This is a genomic window from Paractinoplanes rhizophilus (genome assembly GCF_042664765.1).
GTDB classification, from domain to species: Bacteria; Actinomycetota; Actinomycetes; order Mycobacteriales; family Micromonosporaceae; genus Actinoplanes; species Actinoplanes rhizophilus.
Genome location: NZ_JBHTBJ010000006.1, coordinates 246,226 through 265,898, shown reverse-complemented (window position 1 = coordinate 265,898; position 19,673 = coordinate 246,226). Strand labels below are relative to the sequence as shown.

18 protein-coding genes are annotated in these 19,673 nt (G+C 73.1%); 9 read left to right on the top strand and 9 right to left on the bottom strand.

Going from position 1 to position 19,673, the window contains the following annotated elements; translation table 11 throughout:
- Nucleotides 1–17 precede the first annotated feature (17 nt).
- Entirely contained in the window at nt 18–2,537 is a 2,520-nt protein-coding gene (locus tag ACFQS1_RS11905) for an ATP-dependent Clp protease ATP-binding subunit (protein WP_378966909.1), read from the bottom strand.
- A gap of 132 nt (nt 2,538–2,669) precedes the next feature.
- Here ACFQS1_RS11905 and ACFQS1_RS11900 point away from each other — a divergent pair, with 132 nt between their 5' ends.
- The 7 genes from ACFQS1_RS11900 to ACFQS1_RS11870 all read left to right on the top strand — a co-directional run bounded on the left by ACFQS1_RS11900 (nt 2,670) and on the right by ACFQS1_RS11870 (nt 9,167).
- The gene (locus ACFQS1_RS11900; RefSeq protein ID WP_378966907.1) at nt 2,670–3,053 is read left to right on the top strand and encodes a hypothetical protein; all 384 of its coding nucleotides are present in this window, start codon (nt 2,670–2,672) and stop codon (nt 3,051–3,053) included.
- A 105-nt stretch (nt 3,054–3,158) separates the two neighbouring features.
- A complete protein-coding gene (locus ACFQS1_RS11895; RefSeq protein ID WP_378966904.1) occupies nt 3,159–3,323 on the top strand; it encodes a hypothetical protein in 165 nt (54 codons plus the stop codon).
- A gap of 440 nt (nt 3,324–3,763) precedes the next feature.
- A complete protein-coding gene (locus tag ACFQS1_RS11890) occupies nt 3,764–4,024 on the top strand; it encodes a hypothetical protein (RefSeq protein WP_378966902.1) in 261 nt (86 codons plus the stop codon).
- A 1-nt stretch (nt 4,025) separates the two neighbouring features.
- Nucleotides 4,026–4,934: a hypothetical protein gene (locus tag ACFQS1_RS11885; protein ID WP_378966900.1), complete on the top strand. Its 909-nt coding sequence runs from the start codon at nt 4,026–4,028 to the stop codon at nt 4,932–4,934.
- A gap of 131 nt (nt 4,935–5,065) precedes the next feature.
- Complete coding sequence (locus ACFQS1_RS11880) at nt 5,066–7,693, top strand: FtsK/SpoIIIE domain-containing protein (RefSeq protein WP_378966897.1); 2,628 nt, start codon at nt 5,066–5,068, stop codon at nt 7,691–7,693.
- A gap of 82 nt (nt 7,694–7,775) precedes the next feature.
- Nucleotides 7,776–8,471 carry a hypothetical protein gene (locus ACFQS1_RS11875; protein ID WP_378966895.1) on the top strand — a complete coding sequence of 232 codons (696 nt, stop codon included), beginning with the start codon at nt 7,776–7,778 and terminating at the stop codon, nt 8,469–8,471.
- A 525-nt stretch (nt 8,472–8,996) separates the two neighbouring features.
- Nucleotides 8,997–9,167: a hypothetical protein gene (locus tag ACFQS1_RS11870; RefSeq protein ID WP_378966892.1), complete on the top strand. Its 171-nt coding sequence runs from the start codon at nt 8,997–8,999 to the stop codon at nt 9,165–9,167.
- 44 nt (nt 9,168–9,211) lie between these two features.
- Here ACFQS1_RS11870 and ACFQS1_RS11865 read toward each other — a convergent pair whose 3' ends face one another.
- Nucleotides 9,212–10,438 (bottom strand): cupin domain-containing protein, encoded by a 1,227-nt coding sequence (locus ACFQS1_RS11865; RefSeq protein ID WP_378966890.1) that lies wholly within the window; start codon nt 10,436–10,438, stop codon nt 9,212–9,214.
- 11 nt (nt 10,439–10,449) lie between these two features.
- Nucleotides 10,450–10,704, bottom strand: a complete 255-nt coding sequence (locus tag ACFQS1_RS11860; protein WP_378966888.1) for a BatC protein — start codon at nt 10,702–10,704, stop codon at nt 10,450–10,452.
- A 78-nt stretch (nt 10,705–10,782) separates the two neighbouring features.
- Between ACFQS1_RS11860 and ACFQS1_RS11855 the strand changes: the two genes are divergently transcribed.
- Entirely contained in the window at nt 10,783–11,523 is a 741-nt protein-coding gene (locus tag ACFQS1_RS11855) for a DUF72 domain-containing protein (protein ID WP_378966885.1), read from the top strand.
- On the opposite strand, the gene ACFQS1_RS11850 is transcribed toward ACFQS1_RS11855, so the two are convergent.
- From ACFQS1_RS11850 to secA2, 5 genes are all read right to left on the bottom strand, one after another.
- The gene (locus ACFQS1_RS11850) at nt 11,498–12,370 is read right to left on the bottom strand and encodes a DUF72 domain-containing protein (protein WP_378966883.1); all 873 of its coding nucleotides are present in this window, start codon (nt 12,368–12,370) and stop codon (nt 11,498–11,500) included. The genes ACFQS1_RS11855 and ACFQS1_RS11850 overlap by 26 nt on opposite strands.
- A 68-nt stretch (nt 12,371–12,438) precedes the next feature.
- On the bottom strand, nt 12,439–12,855 hold the full coding sequence (locus ACFQS1_RS11845) for a TraR/DksA family transcriptional regulator (protein WP_378966881.1): 417 nt from the start codon (nt 12,853–12,855) through the stop codon (nt 12,439–12,441).
- 166 nt (nt 12,856–13,021) lie between these two features.
- Nucleotides 13,022–13,654: a nucleoside/nucleotide kinase family protein gene (locus ACFQS1_RS11840; RefSeq protein ID WP_378966879.1), complete on the bottom strand. Its 633-nt coding sequence runs from the start codon at nt 13,652–13,654 to the stop codon at nt 13,022–13,024.
- 11 nt (nt 13,655–13,665) lie between these two features.
- On the bottom strand, nt 13,666–14,217 hold the full coding sequence (locus ACFQS1_RS11835) for a winged helix-turn-helix domain-containing protein (protein WP_378966877.1): 552 nt from the start codon (nt 14,215–14,217) through the stop codon (nt 13,666–13,668).
- Nucleotides 14,218–14,609: 392 nt separating this feature from the next.
- A complete protein-coding gene (secA2, locus tag ACFQS1_RS11830; protein WP_378966875.1) occupies nt 14,610–16,901 on the bottom strand; it encodes an accessory Sec system translocase SecA2 in 2,292 nt (763 codons plus the stop codon).
- Nucleotides 16,902–17,080: 179 nt separating this feature from the next.
- On the opposite strand from secA2, the gene ACFQS1_RS11825 reads away from it, so the two are divergent.
- A complete protein-coding gene (locus tag ACFQS1_RS11825) occupies nt 17,081–17,815 on the top strand; it encodes an ATP-binding protein (RefSeq protein WP_378966873.1) in 735 nt (244 codons plus the stop codon).
- Here ACFQS1_RS11825 and ACFQS1_RS11820 read toward each other — a convergent pair.
- A complete protein-coding gene (locus tag ACFQS1_RS11820) occupies nt 17,812–19,593 on the bottom strand; it encodes a hypothetical protein (protein ID WP_378966871.1) in 1,782 nt (593 codons plus the stop codon). The two genes, ACFQS1_RS11825 and ACFQS1_RS11820, sit on opposite strands and share 4 nt — an antisense overlap.
- Nucleotides 19,594–19,673 lie beyond the last annotated feature (80 nt).

Genomic DNA, 19,673 nt, shown 5'->3' with positions numbered 1-19,673 from the left:
CCCTACCACTCACTACGTCAGGCGAAGACGAGCCTGCCGTCCTCGACGTCCACCCGCACCGTCTGACCGGGCTTCAGCTCGGCCGAGAGCAGCAGCTTCGACAGCCGGTTGTCCAGCTCGCGCTGGATGGTCCGACGCAGCGGCCGGGCCCCGAACTCGGGCTGGAAGCCCTTGTCCGAGAGCCAGTCCACCGCCTCGGGGCTGATCTCGAGGTCGATCTGCTGGTTGGCCAGCCGGCGGCGGGTCTCACCCAGCATCAGCTCGGTGATCTGCCGCAGCTGGTCGGTCTCCAGCTGCCGGAAGATGATGATCTCGTCGATCCGGTTGATGAACTCGGGCCGCAGCTGCTCGCGCAGCCGCCGGTCCAGGCGCTCCTTCAGCTCCTCGTCGGCCGACGCCTTGGCGTCCGCCGCGCCGAAGCCGACGCTGCGCCGGGTGCCGCTGATGATGTCCGAGCCGAGGTTGCTCGTCATGATCAGCACGGTGTTCTTGAAGGACACCGTCCGGCCCTGGCTGTCGGTGAGCCGGCCGTCGTCGAGCACCTGCAGCAGGATGTTGAAGACGTCCGGGTGGGCCTTCTCGATCTCGTCAAGCAGGACCACGCTGTACGGGCGCCGCCGCACCGCCTCGGTCAGCTGCCCGGCCTCGTCGTACCCGACGTATCCGGGCGGGGCGCCGACCAGCCGCGACACGGTGTGCCGCTCCTGGAACTCGCTCATGTCCAGCCGGATCATCCGGTCCGAGTCGCCGAACAGCGCCTCCGCCAGTGACCGCGCCAGCTCGGTCTTGCCGACCCCGGTCGGGCCGAGGAACAGGAAGCTGCCCACCGGCCGGTCCGGGTCGCCCAGGCCGGCCCGCGACCGGCGCACCGCCTCGGCGACCGCCTCGACGGCGTCGTCCTGGCCGACCACCCGGTCGTGCAGGTGCCGCTCCAGGCGCAGCAGGCGGTCCCGCTCCTCCTCGGTGAGCTGGGCGACCGGGATGCCGGTGGCCCGGCTCACCACCTCGGCGATGTCGCCCTCGGTGACCTGCGGCACTCCGTCGCCGGACGGCGTCTGCGCCTGCTCCAGACGGGCCCGGATCTCGTTCATCTCGTCGCGCAGCTGCGACGCCTTCTCGTAGTTCTCGGCCGCCACCGCCTGGTCGCGGTCCCGGGTGAGCTGCTCGAGCCGCTGCTCGTCCTGCCGGGTGTCGGCCGACGGGGTCTTCACCCGCAGCCGCACCCGCGCGCCGGCCTGGTCGATCAGGTCGATCGCCTTGTCCGGCAGGAAGCGGTCGGTGATGTAGCGGTCGGACAGCTCCGCCGCGGCGTCGAGGGCCTCGTCGGTGATCCGCACCTGGTGGTGCGCCTCGTAGTTGTCCCGCAGCCCGCGCAGGATCGCCACGGTGTCCTCGACGCTCGGCTCGCCGATCAGCACCGGCTGGAACCGCCGGGCCAGGGCCGCGTCCTTCTCGATGTGCTTGCGGTACTCGTCGAGCGTGGTCGCGCCGACCACCCGCAGCTGCCCGCGGGCCAGGGCCGGCTTGAGCATGTTGGAGGCGTCCATGCCGCCGCCGTCGCCACCGCCGCCACCGGCGCCCACCAGCGTGTGGATCTCGTCGAGGAAGACGATCAGGCCGTCGCCCTCGTTCTGGATCTCGTCGATGACCTTGCGCAGCCGCTCCTCGAAGTCACCGCGGTAGCGGGTGCCCGCCACCAGGCCGGCCAGGTCGAGCTGGATGACCCGCTTGCCCTCCAGGGTCAGCGGCACGTCACCGTCCACGATGCGCTGGGCCAGGCCCTCGACGACGGCGGTCTTGCCGACGCCGGCCTCGCCGATCAGCACCGGGTTGTTCTTGGTGCGCCGGGACAGGATCTCCACGGCCTGCTCGATCTCGTTCGCGCGGCCGATCACCGGGTCGATCTCGCCGCGCCGGGCGAGCTCGGTGAGGTCCACGCCGTACTGCTCCAGCGTCGGCGTCTTCCCACTTCCGCCGGCCGATCCGCCGCGGCCCGGCCCGCCCGGCTGCGGCTCGCCGGCCTGCTGCTGCAGCGCCTGCGGGTCCAGCTTGCCGGCCAGCAGCCGGCCGGCCGCCGAGTCCGGGTTCAGGCCCAGCGCCATCAGGATGTGCTCCGGGCCGACGTACGAGGAGCCGAGCGCCCGCGAGATCTGCAGGCTGTCCAGCAGCGCCCGCTTGGCCTGCGGGGTCAGCGCGACCTGCTCCGGCGGGTTCTCCCGCACGCCCGCGGGGCGACCCAGGGCGGCCAGCAACTGGTCGGGGTCGGCGCCGGCGCGGCGTACGGTCTGCTTCATCGGCTCCTGCTGGAGCGCGCCCCAGAGAAGGTGGTCGGTGTCCAGGTCGGCCACGAGGCGATCGGGGTCGGCGAGCTCGGCGGCACGACGCGCGGCGGCGGAGAGCACCTCACGAGCATCGCCGCTCATGTACTTCGTGATGTCGATGCGCTGCTGCCGGCGCGGCTCGGCCGCTCCGAAGAAGCGCGCGAACAGGTCGTCCCAACTTCCGGGTCCACCCGGTCCGATCGGTCCGATGCTCATAAGTCTTCTTCTCCTGATCACCTAGCTCGTGTGCGGTGGGTTTACCCGCGCCGCACGACCCCTATCAGCGCCCTCCGGCATAGATTGATTCCCAGAACTCACGGAAACTTGACACGGGGAGACTCAACTCTCATGACGACCGTACCGCTCGTGATCGTCGACGGGGCCAACGTCGTCGGATCCGTGCCCGACGGGTGGTGGCGCGATCGCGCCGGTGCGGCCGTCCGGCTCCGCGACCGCCTGGCGGCGGTGCTCGCCAATGGCTTGCCGGACATCCCCGGGCCCGTCGAGGTCACCCTGGTCGTGGAGGGCAAGGCCCGGGACATCCCGCAGGCCGGCAACGGGGTACGGGTGGAGCGCGCGTCCGGCTCCGGGGATGACAAGATCGCCGATCTCGTACGGGACATCGCACCCACCCGGAGAACGATTGTCGTCACGGCCGACCGCGGGCTGCGCGACCGTGTCCTGGCCCTGGGCGGCGAGGTCCGCGGCCCGTCCAGCGTCCGCCGGGGCTAGTCTGTCCCGGTGAATGCCTCGGCCGCCCCCGATCTGTTGCGGCCGGCCGTGCCCCGTACCACTGCCGTTCAGCCTCTCCCGGCGGGCCGGTCCCCGGTGCGCTCTGTGTCCGAGATCACCACCGCTCGCCCGCCGCTCGGCATCACCTGCCACCAGCCCCCGTGGTCCCGGCGGGCCTCGGCGGCCGCCCTGCTGACGCTCGCCCGATGGGTCACGCCCCACCTGCCGCTCTACGGCAACGACCACGATCGCAGCGACTTCGCCCCCTGACCGCTCCCGGCCCTTCCCGCTCCCCTCGTTCCTTCTTTCTCCTAGCCGGGAGTCCGTAACGTCATGCCCGCAGCCTCCGCAGTCCTGCGCGCCCCTCAGGTGCCGCTCAGCGGCCGACCGGCCAGGTAGCACATCCCCCCGGCGCCGCGTGGCCGCCTGCCTGCTGGCCCCAGCCGGTCGGCGGTCCGCCGTGACTCAGTTTCATTCCCGTCGGATCAACGACACCGTGGCCCGGCGCGGGCCCGGCGCGGGCCACGCTTCGGGAAAGCGTCCGTACTGATCCGCGCGGCGCCGATCCGGTGGTCCGCACGGAGTCGATCCACTGTCCCGCACGGCGTCGATCCGCCGATCCGCAAAAGGGGTAGCGGGGACGGTGGGGCAGGAAGGGGGCAGTAGGCTGACGGCAGAAGTCGGGTTCCGCACAGCAGGAGGCTGCACGGGTGGCCAGTGTCGCCGAGGTCAAAGCGGCCGTGAATGCCGCGCTCCAGCAGGTCAGCGAGGGGCAGGCGGCGATCCAGGCGGCCCGGGAGAAGCTGGGCGAGGCCCAGCAGAGCCTGGCGGCGGCGCTCGACGGCAGCGGCAACGACGCGGTGAGCTCGGCGCACGCCTCGCTGTCGCAGGCCGACCAGTCCCTCGAGGAGTGCCTCGGCGCGACGTCGCTGGCAGTCGAGCAGGCCCAGACCTACACGGCCACCCTCTGAGATGTCGCTGATCCAGGATCTCGGCGCCCAGCTCCGCGCCACCTCCGACGAACTGCCCACCGGGCTGGTCACGGTGGCCATGGAAAAGCTGCGCGGCGCCACCGAGATCCTCATGTGGGTGCGCGAGACCTCGCAGGACCCGATGGGCGTGCCGCAGCTGGGCAACGCCACCGAGGCCGCCGAGCGGGCCGCCGCCGCGATCCGGGTGGCGCAGGACGCCATCGCGGCCTACCTTGCCGCGATCGGGCTCACCGGCGACGCGGCCGCCCCGCCCGACCGCGATTGGAAGGCCGGGCTCGAGCAGCGGCCCGAGGTGCGGCCGGAGGGCGGCGACGACAGCCCGCCGGCCGACCGGCTCGGCCCGTGGTGGCAGGCGCGGGTGGCGCAGCTGACCGGCGAGCCCGCGCCCAAGGACGACAGCGACCAGGCGGCGCCCGGCGGCCAGGCGAAGCCGGGGGGCGACACCGCCGACCTGCTGCGCCGGGTGGCCTCGGGCGTGCGCTCGGGCGACAAGGCCAAGGTCGGCCGCGACCTGCATTCGGCCGACGCGGCGACCGGGCTGGCATTGTCGGCGATGACCTCGCCGGTGCTGCACCGCCTGGCCGGCGACCTGCTCGGCCACGAGCCGCGGCCGGACGACTTCGAGCGCCTGCGCAGCGCGTCGGCAGGCCGGGTGCGGTCGCTGCTGCCGGGCACCTCCCCGGCCGTACTCGAAACGCTTCTCGCCCGGATCTGCCGGGTTCCGGTGCAGAAGGAGCCGGACCGGCCGGCCGGCCATCCGGCCGACAACGCCGTCACGGCGGGCGTGCTCACCGGGGTGCTCCTGGCCCGGCTCGGCCGCGACGCCTCGTCCCTCGACCCCAACGCCCCCGACCCGTTGCGCCGCCCCGAGGCCGCCGACGCCCGATGAGCTCGCCCCGCCGACCCCGCCCCGTCGCTCCGCCCCGAGACGGACGACGACCGATGACCTCGCCCCGCCACTCCCCACCCGTTGCGCCGCCCCCAGGCCGCCGACGCCCGATGAGAACGTGTTGATTCCCCATGGCTGAGTCGACCGCACAGCAGGTGATGGACATCCGGGCCGGGCTCTCGTACGCCCTCGGCGCGGCCGAGCAGGCCGTGGCCGCGGCCCGGGAGGCGCACGCGGCCGCGGTCACCCGCCGCGAGCGGGTGATGGCCGCCGCGAACGCCCGCCGCACGAAGGTGGCCGAGACGCTCGACGGGCGGATCCGCGAGATCGACGACCGGCATCGCCGGGATCTCGCCGCGTTCGCCGAGGCCGCCGCGTCCGCCGCCGACCGGGCCGCGCCGGGCGCCGCCGGCGATCCGTGGGACGACTGGCAGCCGACGCCGCTCGACAAGGCGGCCGAGCTGCGGGTGGGCCGGTTGCTGCTGCCGCATCCCGAGCCGGTGCCGGCGCTGGTGCCGCTGCTCGATCACGGCCACGTGGTGGTGCGCGGCGAGCGCCGCATCGGCGACGAGGTGGTCGCCGGGTTGCTGTTGCGGGCCTTGGGCACGGCCGCGCCGGGGGCGCTCACCATCACCGGGTACGACCCGGAGCACCTCGGCGGGGGCCTGGCGCGGTTCGCGACGCTCGCCCCGGCCGGCGTGCTCACCTTCGTCGGCCCGGGCGGGCTGGGCGCGCTGCTCAACGACCTGGTCGACCAGGTCCGCCGGATCAACGAGACGGTGCTGGCCGGCGAGTACACGTCGCTGCGGGAGCTGGCCCTCGCGACCCACCGGCGCCCCGAGCCGTGGCGGGTCGCGGTGCTGCTCGGTGCGGGTGAGCTGAGCCGTCCGGAGCAGACCCAACTGCAACGGCTGCTGCGTACGGGGGCGGCGGCGGGCGTCCACCTGATCATCCAGGGGATGCCGGTGCAGGCGGGCCCGGGTATCGAGTTCATCACGGCGACGGAGGGCGATCGCGCGCGGATCAGCAGCGCCGGTGCTCTCCCCGTACGGCTGGATGGTGGTCCTCCGCAAGCTGTTGTCGCCGCGGCCTGTCGCCGGATCGCCGAGGCCGTGGCGGCGGGTCCGGCGCCCGTTGCCCTGGACAGTCTGCTGCCGCAGCAGCTGTGGAAGGAAAGCTCCGCAACCGGGCTGACCGCTCCGCTCGGTGACAGCCCGCTCGGCGTCCCGGTCACGGTGACGCTGAGCGACTATCCCCCGCACGCCCTGATCGCCGGGCCGTCGGGCACCGGCAAGACCAACCTCATCTACGCCTGGATGGGCGCGCTCGCGGCCCGCTACTCCCCCGCCGAGCTGGCGTTCTACCTGCTCGACTTCAAGGAGGGGGTGTCCTTCGCCCGGTTCGCGCCGGGGCGGCGGGACCCGAGCTGGCTGCCGCACGTGCGGCTGGTCGGCGTCAACGTCAACACCGACCGTGAGTTCGGCCTTGCGCTGCTGCGTTTCCTCGGCGAGGAGCTGCGCCGCCGGGCCGACGCGGCGAAGCGGTACGAGGTGACGAACCTGGCCGAGCTGCGCGCCGAGGACCCGGCGGGCTCGTGGCCGCGCATCGTCGCGGTGGTCGACGAGTTCCAGGTGCTGCTGGCCGGCCGGGACGCGGTGGCGACCGAGGCCGTCGACCTGCTCGAGGACCTCGCCCGGCGGGGCCGCTCGCAGGGCATCCACCTGATCCTGGCCAGCCAGGACGTCTCCGGAATCGAGGCGCTGTGGGGCCGGCCGGCGCTGGTCGCGCAGTTCTCGCTGCGGATCGCGCTGCCCCGGGCCCGGCGCATCCTGGCCGAGACGAACACCGCCGCCGAGTCGCTGCCGCGCTACCACGCGGTGGTCAACGCCGACTCGGGCGCGCTCGAGGCGAACCGGATCGTCCGGGTGCCGGCCGCCGGCGACCGCGAGCGGTGGAACGCGCTGCAGCACCGGCTGTGGCGGATGCGCCCCGACAGCCAGGGCCCGCCGCGGCTGTTCGACGGCGACGCCCGCCCGCGGCTGGCCGACAGCCCCGACTTCCGGCGACTCGCCCCGGCCGAGGGTCAGGCGCCGGTGGTGCTGCTCGGCGAGACGATCGACGTGGCGGCCCGCTCGGCGCGGACCGTGCTGCGCCGCGCGCCCGGCCGCAACCTGGCCGTGCTCGGCACCCGCACCGAGGAGGCGTGCGCGGTGCTGGCCACCGCCGCCCGCTCGCTGGCCGCCCAGTTCCCGCCGGATGGCGCCGCCTTCTCGCTGCTCTGCCTCGACCAGGACGCCCGCCCGGCGGCCGAGGCGCTGCGCGACGAGCTGCCCGACAGCCCCCGCATGTTCTTCGCGGCCGACGCCGACTGGCTGCTCGAGGACGCCGCCAACGAGGCCGGCGCGACCTGGCCCAGCGACCGCCCGCACTTCATCCTGATCTACGCCGCCGACGCGCTGCCGGGCGGGAAGGCCGCCGCCGACCAGCTGCGGACCATCCTGCGGCAGGGCCCGGAGCGGCGCATCCACGTGCTCGGCTGGTGGCGCGGCGCGGGCCTGCTGCGCGACGCGCTCGGCGGGCCGTCGCCGCGCACCGACGCGATCGGCGCCTGGGTGGCCCTGGACGTGCACGGCAGCGAGCTCACGCCGTACTACCCCGGCGCCACCGCGCCGGTCTGGTACCCGCGGCCGTGGCGAGCGCTGCACTTCGACCGCTCGGTGCATCGAGGCGCCGAGGTGATCATCCCCTACGGACAATAAATTGAGACCTGTTCCCGACGGCCGAGACCGTCCGCATGGCCCGAGCGAAGCGCGACTCCAGGAAGGTCGTGACTGAGCCGCCATGAGCGACGTTCAACCGGCCGACTTCGAGACCGCCGACTACCGCAGCGTGCTGCGGCGGCTCACCACCCTCGACGAGGAGGCCGCCGACCTGCGCGCCGAGGCGCAGCGATGGCACGACGACCGGGTCGCCGCGGCGGACCGCGCGGTGGGCGAGGCCGACGACAACCTGGCCGCCACCGCCGAGGCGGTTTCGCGGACCCAGCGCGAGCTGGAACAGATAGACGCGCGGGCGCTGCAGCTGTGGGCCGATTACGTGCACAAGGTCGGCCCCCGCGCCGAGCGCTACGGCCGGACCATGCCCCCGGCCGCAATCCCCCGCCAGCGCGGCGACCGCGACGCGGCCGACTACCTCGAGGAGGTGGCCGCCAAGGTGCAGTACATAGCGCCGCCGCAGCCGATCAACTTCGGGGTGAAGGCGCTGTTCGTGCTCTTCGGCCTGGCCGGCGGCCTGGTCGGGGCGGGCGCGTTCCTCGGCCTGCGCGGCCTCGGCGGCACCGAGCAGACCGGCACCTGGCGGGACGCGATGCCGGTCGTGGCCCTGGTGGTACTGCTGGCCTGTCCGGTGCTAGCGGTGGTGGCGGCCAAGAAGGTGGCCGACCGCCGCAGCGCCGGCCTGGACCCCGCGACGGTGGCCACGGTCCTGGTCACCGGCTTGGTGTCGGCCGGCCTGATCATCGCCGCGGTGGGCCTCTAGCCCCCACGCCGCACCCCTCCGGCCTGCCCCTCAGCGCCGCGCCGTCGGCTGCCCGGCGCCGCGCCCTCGCGCGATCTTGATAACGCGCCGTTCCGGGCGAGCTGGAAGTCATCAACCTGCCGCGCCCTGCCCGGCGCCGCGCTCCTCGGCCTGCCCGGCGCCGCGCCGTCGTCTGCCCGCCACTGCGCCCTCGCGCGATCTTGATAACGTGCCGTTCCGGGCGAGCTGGAAGTCATCAACCTGCCGCGCCCCCACTAAGCCGCCGCCCGAGATATACGGATATTCCGGACAGACGATCCCATGATGTGAGCGCAATTCCACTAGCTAGGACGCAGCCGCCGGAATGCAGGACGTTGGTTCCGCTTCTTGAGAGTGCTCGCCACGACGCAGCATGGCAGTTACCTCGGGCTTGCAAAGCCCCGACACCCCGAGCCAAGTGGGTGATCTCCTCGCGACGGCACCCCCGGCAATATCGCGCCGATGGGTGGGGCGCAAGCGGGGTGTGCTTGCGCCCCACCCACCGGTGTGATCGCCTCCAGGCGCCGCCGCGAGGAGATCACCCACGCCCCCACCGCAACCATCGCCAGCAAGATCTCCGAGCGATGGCCGGGGTGGGGGGCGGAGCCCCGCGACTTTGATCTTCACCTGCGCGCCCCGCAGACCGCCCCCACCCCGGCGCTGGGCGGGGCCGAGTAGACCACCCGCGTACGACAAAAACGGGGCGCTGTCCACAGACGGGCTCAGGCCGGAGCTGGCGTCAGCACCGCCTCCCGCAACAAGCGCCGGGTGAGAACCAACCGGTCCTCGTCGCTGTCGAGCGGCAAGTCACCCACCCGCATCGGCCCGTCCGCGAGCAGGAGCTGCAAGGCCGGCCCGCACGACTGGGGGAAGCGCAACGTGCGGCCGGTCAGCCGGAGCACGACGTGGTCGGGGCCGTCGTCGGTCAGCCGCCAGCGCAGGCCCTCGCGGGCGGCGACCAGCGACGACGTGGTCAGGCCGGCGGCGAAGTCGAGCTGGGCGAGCGGGCTCAGCGGCGCGGGCCGGACGGCGGGCCAGTCGCGGGCGGCCAGCCGATCGGCGACCTCGGCCGGGTCGGCGCGGGCGAGCCAGTCGCGCAGCGCCTCGACCGTCTCGGTCAGCTCGGGCTCGATCGCGAGAGGGTCGGTGACGTCCAGGCCGAACGGGAGGGTGCCGCGCAGGCGGGCGTCGGCGGTGGCCATGGCGAGCAGCTCCTCGACGAGGGCGTACCGGGTCAGCGCGCGCACCCCGATGGTCAGGTGCAGCGAGCGGAACTCCTGGGCCTCGGCCGAGTGCAGCCAGCCACGCGGCAGGTAGAGGGCGTCGCCGGGGGCCAGCACCACGTCCATGGCCGGCGCGCCGAGCGCGGTCGCGGCCACCTCGTCGGCGCGGCCGCCCCAGGGCTGGCGCTCGAGCGGATCGGCCAGAACCGGTTCGTGGATGCGCCAGCGCTTGACGCCGTCGACCTGCAGCACGAACACGTCGTGGGTGTCGTAGTGGGTGTCGAAGCCCTGGCTGCCGGGCGGGGTCAGGTAGGCGTTGACCTGCAGCGGGCGGTTCAGCTCGGTGCCCAGGCGGCGGGTGAAGTGGATCAGGGGCGGCCAGATGCGGTGCAGGCCCTGCAGGACCAGGGTCGCGCCGCCGGCGTACAGGCGCATGACCTCCTCGTCGATCACCTGGTCGGCGACCTCGGCGCCGGCCCCGCCGGCGCCGGTGAAGCGGGCGGTGGGCAGCACCTTGCCCTGCTGGGCGACGCGCAGGAACGGGGTGCGCAGGCCGCGACGGCTGAGCAGCTCGTCGACGGCGTCCGGGGAGAGCAGGTCGGTGAACGGGCCGGTGTGCGACAGCAGCGGCGCGCGGCCCCAGTGCGCGGTGGCGAACTTGCCGGGGTCGAGGGAGACACAGCGGGCGAGCGCCGGGCGGGGTCCGCCCGGCGCGTCGGTCGTCATGGGCGCGATCCTCAGGCCGCGGGGCCGTCGGCGCCGCCGTCGTGACCGGCCGGGTTCGCGCCGCCGTCGGCCGGGCCCTCACCCGAGGCGCCGCCGTCCGCGCCGCCGTCGTGGCCGCCGGGGCTCGCGCCGCCGTCGGCCGGGCCTTCGCCGGTCGCGCTGCCGTCGGCGCCGCCGTCGTGGCCGGCCGGGTTCGCGCCGCCGTCGGCCGGGCCTTCGGTCGCGGCCGAGCTGGTCGAGGTGATGTCGTCGTCGCTGAGGGACATGGGAAGCTCCTATCTCGTGGACTCACCCGCTTACCCGGAGTTGATCGTGCATAACCGGGGTACTTGTCACATGTGTTGATGGTGGGTACCTCGGGCTGGCAGTACCGGGACTGGAAAGGCCGTCTCTATCCGGAGAAGCTGCCGCAGCGGCTCTGGCTGGAGCATTTCGCCGAGCGGTTCCGCACGGTGGAGGTCAACAACGCGTTCTACCGGCTGCCGGAGCGCAAGACGTTCGAGCAGTGGCGGGCACGGACGCCGGACGACTTCGTGGTAGCGGTGAAGATGAGCCGGTATCTCACCCACGTGAAACGGCTGCGCGAGCCGGCCGAGCCGGTGCAGCGGTTCCTGGACCGGGCGCACGGGCTGGGCGACAAGCTCGGGCCGGTGCTGATCCAGTTGCCGCCGACGCTCCCGGGCGATCCGGCGCTGCTCGAAGAGACGTTGAGCCGTTTTCCCGCGGCGACGAAGGTCGTGGTGGAGCCGCGGCACCCGACCTGGTTCACCGACGAGACGCGGGCGGTGCTGGAGAAGCACCGGGCGGCGTTGTGCTGGGCGGACCGCAAGGGGCGGCCGACCGGGCCGCTGTGGCGGACGGCGGACTGGGCGTACATCCGGATGCACGAAGGCCAGGCCCGGCCGTGGCCGCATTACGGGAAGGCGGCGCTACGGAAGTGGCTCGAGCTCGCGGGACAGTGCGATGAGACGTACGTGTATTTCAACAACGACCCGGGCGGCGCGGCCGTCACCGACGCCACCGAGATGATCGCGATGGCCCGCCGCCGAGGCGTCGAGGTCAGTCGGAGTCCAGCAGATCGATGAGCGTGGACGCGTTGCGCTGGGCATAGTCCGAGTAGCAATTGTTCATGAATACCTGCACTTGCCCGGCTTTATCCGACAAATCCCGCAGTTTCGGCGCCCAGGCCGCCAGCTCCTTGGCGGAGTACTCGTAACCGAACTTCTCGTGGATGTCCTTGCTGGTCCACTTGTCGGAATGGCCGTGGAAGCGGACGACGGCCAGGTCGGCGGTGGCGGCGACCACCGGCGGCACCGACGACTTGTGGCCCTGCGGCATGTCGACGCAGACGAACGGCAACTCGTGCGCGCGCAGGAAGTCCAGCGTCTCGGTCTGGTTGGCGCCCTCGAACCACGACGCGTTGCGCAGCTCGAACACCGCCCGCAACGGCTTGCACCGCTCGGCCACCTCGAGCATGAAGTCCTTGTTGGACCGGCGGATCCCGAACCAGGGCGGGAACTGAAAGAGCACGGCGCCGAGCTTCCCGGCCTGGGCGAGAGGGTCCAGCGCCGTCAAAAAACGGCTCCAGATCTCCTCGTACGCCTGGGGCGGCACATCGCCGGGATAGACGTTCTTCTTGTCCGTCTCGGGCCGCAGGTCCTTGTAGATCGCGGACACCTTGGTCGGGTGGCCGGTGAGCAGGCTGAACGCCTTGATGTTGAAGGTGAACCCGTCCGGCGTGCGCTGGGCCCACAGCTTGGTGGTCTGCTCGTTCGGCGGCCCGTAGTACGTCGCGTCGACCTCGACGATCGGGAACTGCTTCGCGTAGTACGCCAGCCGTTTCTCCGGCGTGTCCGCCGACGCCGGGTACCACCCCGAGGCCAGCAGCGTCCGGTCGGTCCACGACGCGGTCCCCACGACGATGTCGCCCATGGGATCACGCTAGCGCCGATGGCCGAGGTCCGCCGCCCGGCGGCGACGGACCTCGCGTTGCCCCTCGATCAGCCCGCCCGGCGCTCGCGGACCTGCTTGCAGTTGACACAGGTGGTGGCGGACGGGAACACCTCGAGCCGCTCCACCGGGATCGGGTTGTGGCACCCCTCGCAGTTGCCGTAGGTGCCGTCGTCGAGCCGCTGCATGGCGTGCTCGGCCTGCGTACGCCGGTCCAGCAGGGTACGCAACAGCGACGTGGCGGCGTCGCGCTCGGCCGTCTTGGACCCACTGTCGGCCTGGTCGTCGCCGGCGGCATCGCCGATCTCGACCAGCCGGAGCTTGTGGTTCTCCGCGAGGGCCTCCTCGTACTCGGAGTTCGCGTCGTCGAACCGGCCGCGCAGGATGGCCCGGATCTGCTCGACCTCCTCCGCGGTGCGCGATTTCGCGGCACCCTTGCCCGTGATCACCGCTCCATTGACGAGCATGCGCTCCCCTGCCCTTCCTCTGCCCCTGCCGGCGAGTCCCCCGGAGGGCGGACCATCGCACCGTGGTGCCGCCTGATACCCGCCGCCGGAGATCCCAAACTGGGGTCTCCGCTAAAAAAGTAACCGGAGCATAACTGTCAGTGGTCGCGTCCGCCACAGACTCGCGTCACCAACGTTGCTCGACCATCGCGGGGCGCTTCGGATCGTCGACCCGCAGCACGACGTCCGCGAACGAGGCGGGATCGACCTCCGCGGCGTACCGCTCGAAGGCCGGCAGGGTCCACTGCTGGTCAGGCGGGGTGCGGCGGCGCAGCGCGGCCGCCGAGATCTCCAGATGCACCGCGAAATCGAACGTCAGGCCGCCGCCCAGCAGCAGCGGGCCGCTGACCACGACGACCGCTCCGGGGGCCAGGGCGTGGTAAGGATCACGGGCCGCCCGGTCGGTTTCCGCGTTCCGGAGGCGGGTCAGGACGCGCCCGTCGCCGCCCGGGCCGGCCCGGTCGAGGACCTCGCGGGCGAGCCCGGCCTCGTCGAACCAGCCGGCGTAGAACGTGTCCGGGTTGTCCCGTCCGAACTCCAGGCGCAACGAGGCGGGCCGCAGGAAGTCATTCGTATTCACTCGTACGACCGGATGGCCGCGCAGCCGCAGCGGGTCGATCAGGGCGTCGGCGAGCCGGCCAGGCCCGGCGGCCTCGGGCCCGTCGATCGCCACCCGGAGGAAATTGTCGGGTTTCCGACGGTTCAGGTCGTCGGCCAACTCCTCGACGAGAACCTCGACGGACACCGGACGCACGCGCACGCCCGGAAAGGCTACTCGCGGCCGGCGACCACGACGCGGGCGTCGTCGGAGAGGCGGTAGCCGACCCCGTAGACGGTGGTGATGATCGGGAGGTGGCTGCCGAGCTTGAGGCGCAGGCGGCGGACGTGGACGTCGACGGTGCGCTCGCCGGTGTGCTCGTAGCCCCAGACGCCGGCCAGCAGCTGACCGCGGGTGAAGACCCGGCGGGGCCGCTCGGCCAGAAAGAGCAGCAGGTCGAACTCGAGCCGGGTCAGCGGCAGCGGCCGCCCGTCGAGCAGCACCTGCCGGGTGCCGGTCAGCAGGCGCACCTCGGGGCCGTTCGTGGCCTCCTGCCGCTCGACCGGCGCGGCCGGTTCGACGGTGATCGTGCCCTGGCTGATCTCGACGAGCTCGCGGACCGCCTCGATCAGCCGGTGGGCCTGCGGAGTGAGCCCGTCGGTGGTGAGCGGGATGGCGACCGTGACGGTCAGAGCCGGATCGGAAACGGGCCGGCGAGGCCCGGTAATGCCGCGTCCCCGACCGGTGAGTCGGTTGACACGAGGCGACAGCGCGCTTGCCGGCATGGTGAGTAGAGCCCCCTGATAATTGCATGGTCGGTAACCGTATATGACCGATCACCCTCCGTATATTCGCGGAGAATAATTCCGCCGAGGCCGTGGCTCGGTCAAGGCGGCAACCACAGTGTGGGAAAATCGTTCCACATCGGCTCTGACCCAGGGAAATGCATTCTGATAACTGTCTCTGACAGCCGGTTTAAGCGTGGCCCGACGGGCGATGTCCGTTCGGGCAAATGTGAGACCACCGCCACACGGGTGCGATTGTTCGGCGCCGCGGAGATCGACCCGCGACACTGTCCGAACCGAAACTCCGGGTGGTCCGGCACGACTTTCATTTCGTTGGAGAAGCAAAAATCCCGTGTGGCGTGCTCGACGCCACACGGGATCCGCGGAAAAGATCAGTTTCCGCCGGTCAGCCTGCGGCCCACGGCGGCGATCAGCCGGTCGAGCTCGGAGCCGAACGGGTTGTCGTGCACCAGGTAGGTCCAGGTGGCGCTGGGCCGCACGATCTCGGCCCGCTCCGGCTGCCAGCCGTCCGACAGGTCGGTCTCCTCGAACGTCTCGATGGTGCGCGCCTCCACCTTGGTCAGCAGCTCCTGGAAGGCCGGCACGGCGGCGCGGTGGAACTCGTCGAGCGGGTCGAGCTTGCCCAGCGCGCGCAGGTGCACGCCCTCGCGCACCTCCTGCAGCTCGGCCAGGTGCTCGGCCCAGAGCCGGTCGAGGTGATACAGCGCGATCGCCCGGGCCGCGTCGGACAGCACGTCCTCGTCGGTCTCCTTGGCCTTCTCGGGCGAGCGCTCGAGCAGCATGATCGCGGCGATCTCGGAGGTCAGCAGCCGCTCGCGGCGCTCGGCCAGCTGCAAGCGCTGCTGCTCGATCACGACGCTGTAGCGCCAGGTGTTGCGGTGGATCTCGTGGTTGACGCCCTCGGCGACCCGCTGGGCGTGCTCGACCGCGTACTCCACCTGGTCGTCGTGGACGACGCCGTCCATGTCCATCCGCGGCGAGGCGGGCAGGATGTCGCCGGCGTGCCGGGTGACCAGCTCGTCCTCGAGGCTCACGAAGAACACCGAGCCGCCCGGGTCGCCCTGCCGGCCGGCCCGGCCGCGCAGCTGGTCGTCGACGCGGCGGCTGTCGTGGCGGCCGGCGCCGATCACGTACAGCCCGCCCAGCTCGACGACGGCGTCGCGGTCGGCCTCGTCGCTGCCGCCGAGCCGGATGTCGACGCCCCGGCCGGCCATCTGGGTCGAGACGGTGACCGCGCCGAGCGCGCCCGCCTCGGCGATGATGGCCGCTTCCTCGGCGTCGTTCTTGGCGTTCAGCACGTTGGCCGGCACGCCGGCCGCGGCCAGCTGCTTGGCGAGCAGCTCCGACGCCTTCACGTCGAGGGTGCCGACCAGCACCGGCCGGCCCTTCTCGTGGGCGAGCTGGATCTCCTCGACCAGGGCCTCGTCGCGGGTGTCGTGCGCCGAGTAGATGCGGTCGGGCTCGTCCTCGCGGATGTTCTCGGCGTTGGACGGGATGACCGCGACCTCGAGCTTGAAATACTCGCGCAGCTGCTCGCCGACGTGCACGGCGGTCGCGGTCATGCCGCAGACCGTCTGGTACAGCGCGATGTACGCCTGCACCGTGATCGTGTCGAGGACCTCGCCCTCGGCGGTGGCGTTCAGCCCCTCCTTCGCCTCCACGGCGGCCTGCAGGCCGTCGGGCCAGCGGCGGCGCTGGGCGACCCGGCCGCGCATCTCGTCGATCAGCTCGACGGTGCCGTTGCGCACGATGTAGTCGACGTCGCGGTGCAGCAGGGCGTGGGCGTGCAGGGCCACGTTGACCGCGGACAAGTGCTCGACCTGGTCGTCGGCGTACAGGTCGACGCCGCCCAGCTTCTCCTCGATCTTCTTGAGGCCGGCGTCGGTGAACGCGACGCTGCGGCCGTCGTCGGCCACCTCGTAGTCCTTGCCGGCGCGCAGGTCGCGGACCAGCTCGGCGGCCTCGTGCACCGGGTCGGCCTCGGTGGTGATCGAGCCGGCCAGCACCATCGGCACGCGGGCCTCGTCGATCAGGATCGAGTCGGCCTCGTCGACGATCGCGGTGACCAGCTCGCGCTGCACCCGGTCCTCGACGTCGGTCACCAGCTGGTCGCGCAGGTAGTCGAAGCCGGCCTCGCTCACCGAGACGTAGGTGACGTCGGCCAGGTAGGCTTCGCGGCGCTCGGCGGGCGTGGACGCCTCGGTGACCCAGCCGACGCTGAGGCCGAGGAGCTTGTAGACCGGCGCCATCCACTCGGCGTCGCGGCGGGCCAGGTAGTCGTTGACCGTCAGGACGTGCACCGGGCCGTTGCCGAGGCGGACGTGCCCGTACGCCGCGATGGTGGCGGTGAGCGTCTTGCCCTCGCCGGTGGCCATCTCGGCGACCTTGCCGGAGAGCAGTGCCATCGCGCCGAGCAGCTGCACGTCGTACGGCCGCTGCTCGAGCGCCCGCCACGCGGCCTCCCGGCCGATCGCGCAGAGCTCGGTGAAGTCCTTCGCCTCGCCGGCGGCCGCGGTCAGCGCCTCGTCGTCGAGCTCGCGCAGCGCCTCCTCACGAGCGTCGATCGCCGGAAGCCGCTTGCGGAACGGCGCCAGGTCGACCGTTGTGCCCGGACGCTGCAGAAACTTGCGGAACCGGCTCTTGAGCCGCGTCGACACACCCATGGCGCGCAACGGTACTTCATTTTGCTGAGAGCCGTGTCACGACACCAGCTGATGCGGACCGCCGGCCCGAGGCTCGCCGCGGGCGCGTGCGGACAGTCGCGCCCGCGACGTTTGCCCCCCGGTGGTGCCGGGCACCAGGAATCTGCATCAAGAGGCCAGCGTGCGGGAAGGGAGCGGCGTTGCCCAGCCAGCTCGTCTGCCGGCCGGACCGGGAGCAACCCGTGGCGGTCCTGCGGCTCACCGGGACGCTCGACCCGGTCACGGGCGACGCGCTTCAGCAGGCGGTGCGGCGCAGCCTCGCTGACGAGCCCACCCGGCTGCTGCTCGACGTCACCGAGCTGAACGTCGGCGACCCGGTCGGGCTGGCCTCGCTGAGCGCCGTGATCTGCCAGACGGCCGCTTGGCCGGCCGTGCCGATCGTGCTGTGCGGCGCCTCGCACGAGACCCGGGCGGCCATCGAGGCCACGCCGGACTGCGCCGGGCTCGGCTACGCCACCGACTGCGACGCCGCCCTCAGCCAATACCGGGCCGAGCCGGAGCCCACGCGGGTGCGGGCCCGGCTGCGGCCGGTCCCCGACGCCTGCCGGCAGGTGCGGCAGCTCGTGACCCAGGCGTGCGAGGGGTGGCACCGATCGGACCTCGCGACCACCGCGGCGCTGATCGCCACCGAGCTCGTGGCCAACGTGGTGCGGCACGCCCACACGACGATGGAGTTCACCCTGGCCCTGCGCGACGGCCGGCTGCGCATCAGCGTCCGCGACGGCAGCCGCCGCCTGCCGAAGCCGGCGCAGCCCGGCCTGAGCTCGCCGGGCGGGCGCGGGCTGTGGCTGGTGCGGGACCTCACCGAGGCGTGGGGCGTGCTGCCGGTCTCGGACGGCAAGGTGGTGTGGACCCAGCTGGGCGCCGCGATCTAGTCGTTCGGCCCCTGCTCACCCTCGGTCAGCGGCCGGTTGAGCTGGCCCATCTGCGGCGGCTCGAGCGGCGGCCGGTTGCGGCGGGCGGTCCGGGCGGCCGGCTGCGGCGGCTGGTTGGGCGGCTGCTGTACGGCCGGCTGCGGCGGCTGGTTGGGCGGCTGCTGGGCGGTCTCCGGCTCCGCCGGTCCCCGGTTGGGACGGACGCCCAGGCCGCTGGGCTCGGCTTCCCCGCCACCGCCGAACCGGTTGCCGGCGGCGTGACCGGCCTGGTCTTCCGGCTGCCGGTCCGGCACCGCCGGCTGGCCCGGACCACTGGGCTGGGACGCGGCCCGGGGCTGGCCGAGGCCGCTGGGCTGAGACGCCGGCGAGGGCTGACCCAAGCCGCTGGGCTGGGACGCGGCCGAGGGCTGCCCCAGGCCGCTGGGCTGAGGTGCTGCCGACGGCTGACCCAATCCGCTCGGCGTTGCCGACGGCTGGCCGAGGCCGCTGGGCTGGGACGCGGCCTGGGGCTGACCCACGCCGCTGGGCTGAGGCGCTGTCGCGGCCTGACCCAAGCCGCTGGGCTGAGGCGCTGTCGTGGGCTGACCCAAGCCGCTGGGCTGGGGCGCGGCTGGGGGCTGCGTCGTCGGGGGCGCCTCGAGCGGGGAGGGTGGCTTGCCGATCATCGAGCCGTTGGTGGGCGCGGGCGCCGGGGCGGAAGCCGGAGGCATCGGACCGGGTGCGGCCGGCGGCATCGGGCCGGCTGCGGCCGGGGACGCCGGGCGGGCGGCGGGTGACGTCGGCCGGGAGTCGGAGGGCGGGGTCGCGGGGCGGACGGGCGAGTAGAGCGGAGCGTCGAGGGGACGGTCCTGGGGGTGATAGACGGGCGGGGCGGCGGCGGTCAGGGGGTCGGGCCCGGCCGGAGGGATAGCCGGCTCCGGGAGGCGCGGCTCGGCGTGGATCGAGGGAGTGAGACCGGTGGCGGGCCCGCCGGAGCCGAGGCCGCTGGGCGTCTCCAGCGGCGGCAGGTCGAGGGAGGCCGCGGTCGGCCCGGACAGGCTCGGCCCGGGCGGCTCGGCCTCGGCACGCGAGAAAGACGGTCCGGCCGCAGGGCGGGAGAACGACGGGTCGGCCTCGGCGCGCGGGAACGACGGCTCGGGGAGCGACGGGAACGACGGCTCAGGGAGCGACGGGGACGACGGCTCAGGGAGCGACGGGAACGACATGGACGCAGGAGGCGGAGAGGACGAGGGAGGCGGGGAGGACGGCGGGGGCGGGAAAGACTCCGGGGCGGACGGAACGGACAGGGACGGGCCGGCCGAAGGCGGCGAGATCGGGGGCAGATCGAGGCCCGGCGAGCTGAACGTCACCTCGACCGGCCCCACCGCGGGGTGGCCGCCGGAGGGGCCCGCCCACGGGGGCTGGTCGTCCGCCGGGTACGCGCCGGAGGAGCCCGCCCACGAGGGCTGGTCGTCCGGCGGGTAGGCGTCGGCGAGCGGGGCCGGCGGGGGCTCGATCGGGGAGCCGAAGGCCAGCGGGGACGCGAACGCGGGGTCGGTGCTCCCGGCGTACGCGAAATGCCCGCGCGCGGCCGTGACCAGCCCGGAAGCCTCGGCCAATCCCGCGGCCTCCACCACCTCGGCGGCGGACCGCCCGGCCGGGCAGGGCAGCGGCTCACCGCAGACCGGGCATTCCGTCATGCCCTCGCTGGGACCGGCGCCGCCGGCGTGCGCCGCCAGCATCTGCTGGGCCGTGCGTGCGAGCACGCTGTCCGGATCCACGAACGCCATCGGTGCCATGTCCTGCCCCCATCCCGCGGCTCCCGAGTCAAGTTCACCTTTCCGGGCGGCGGTTCGCGGGGTTTTCGGCAGATCGGCCG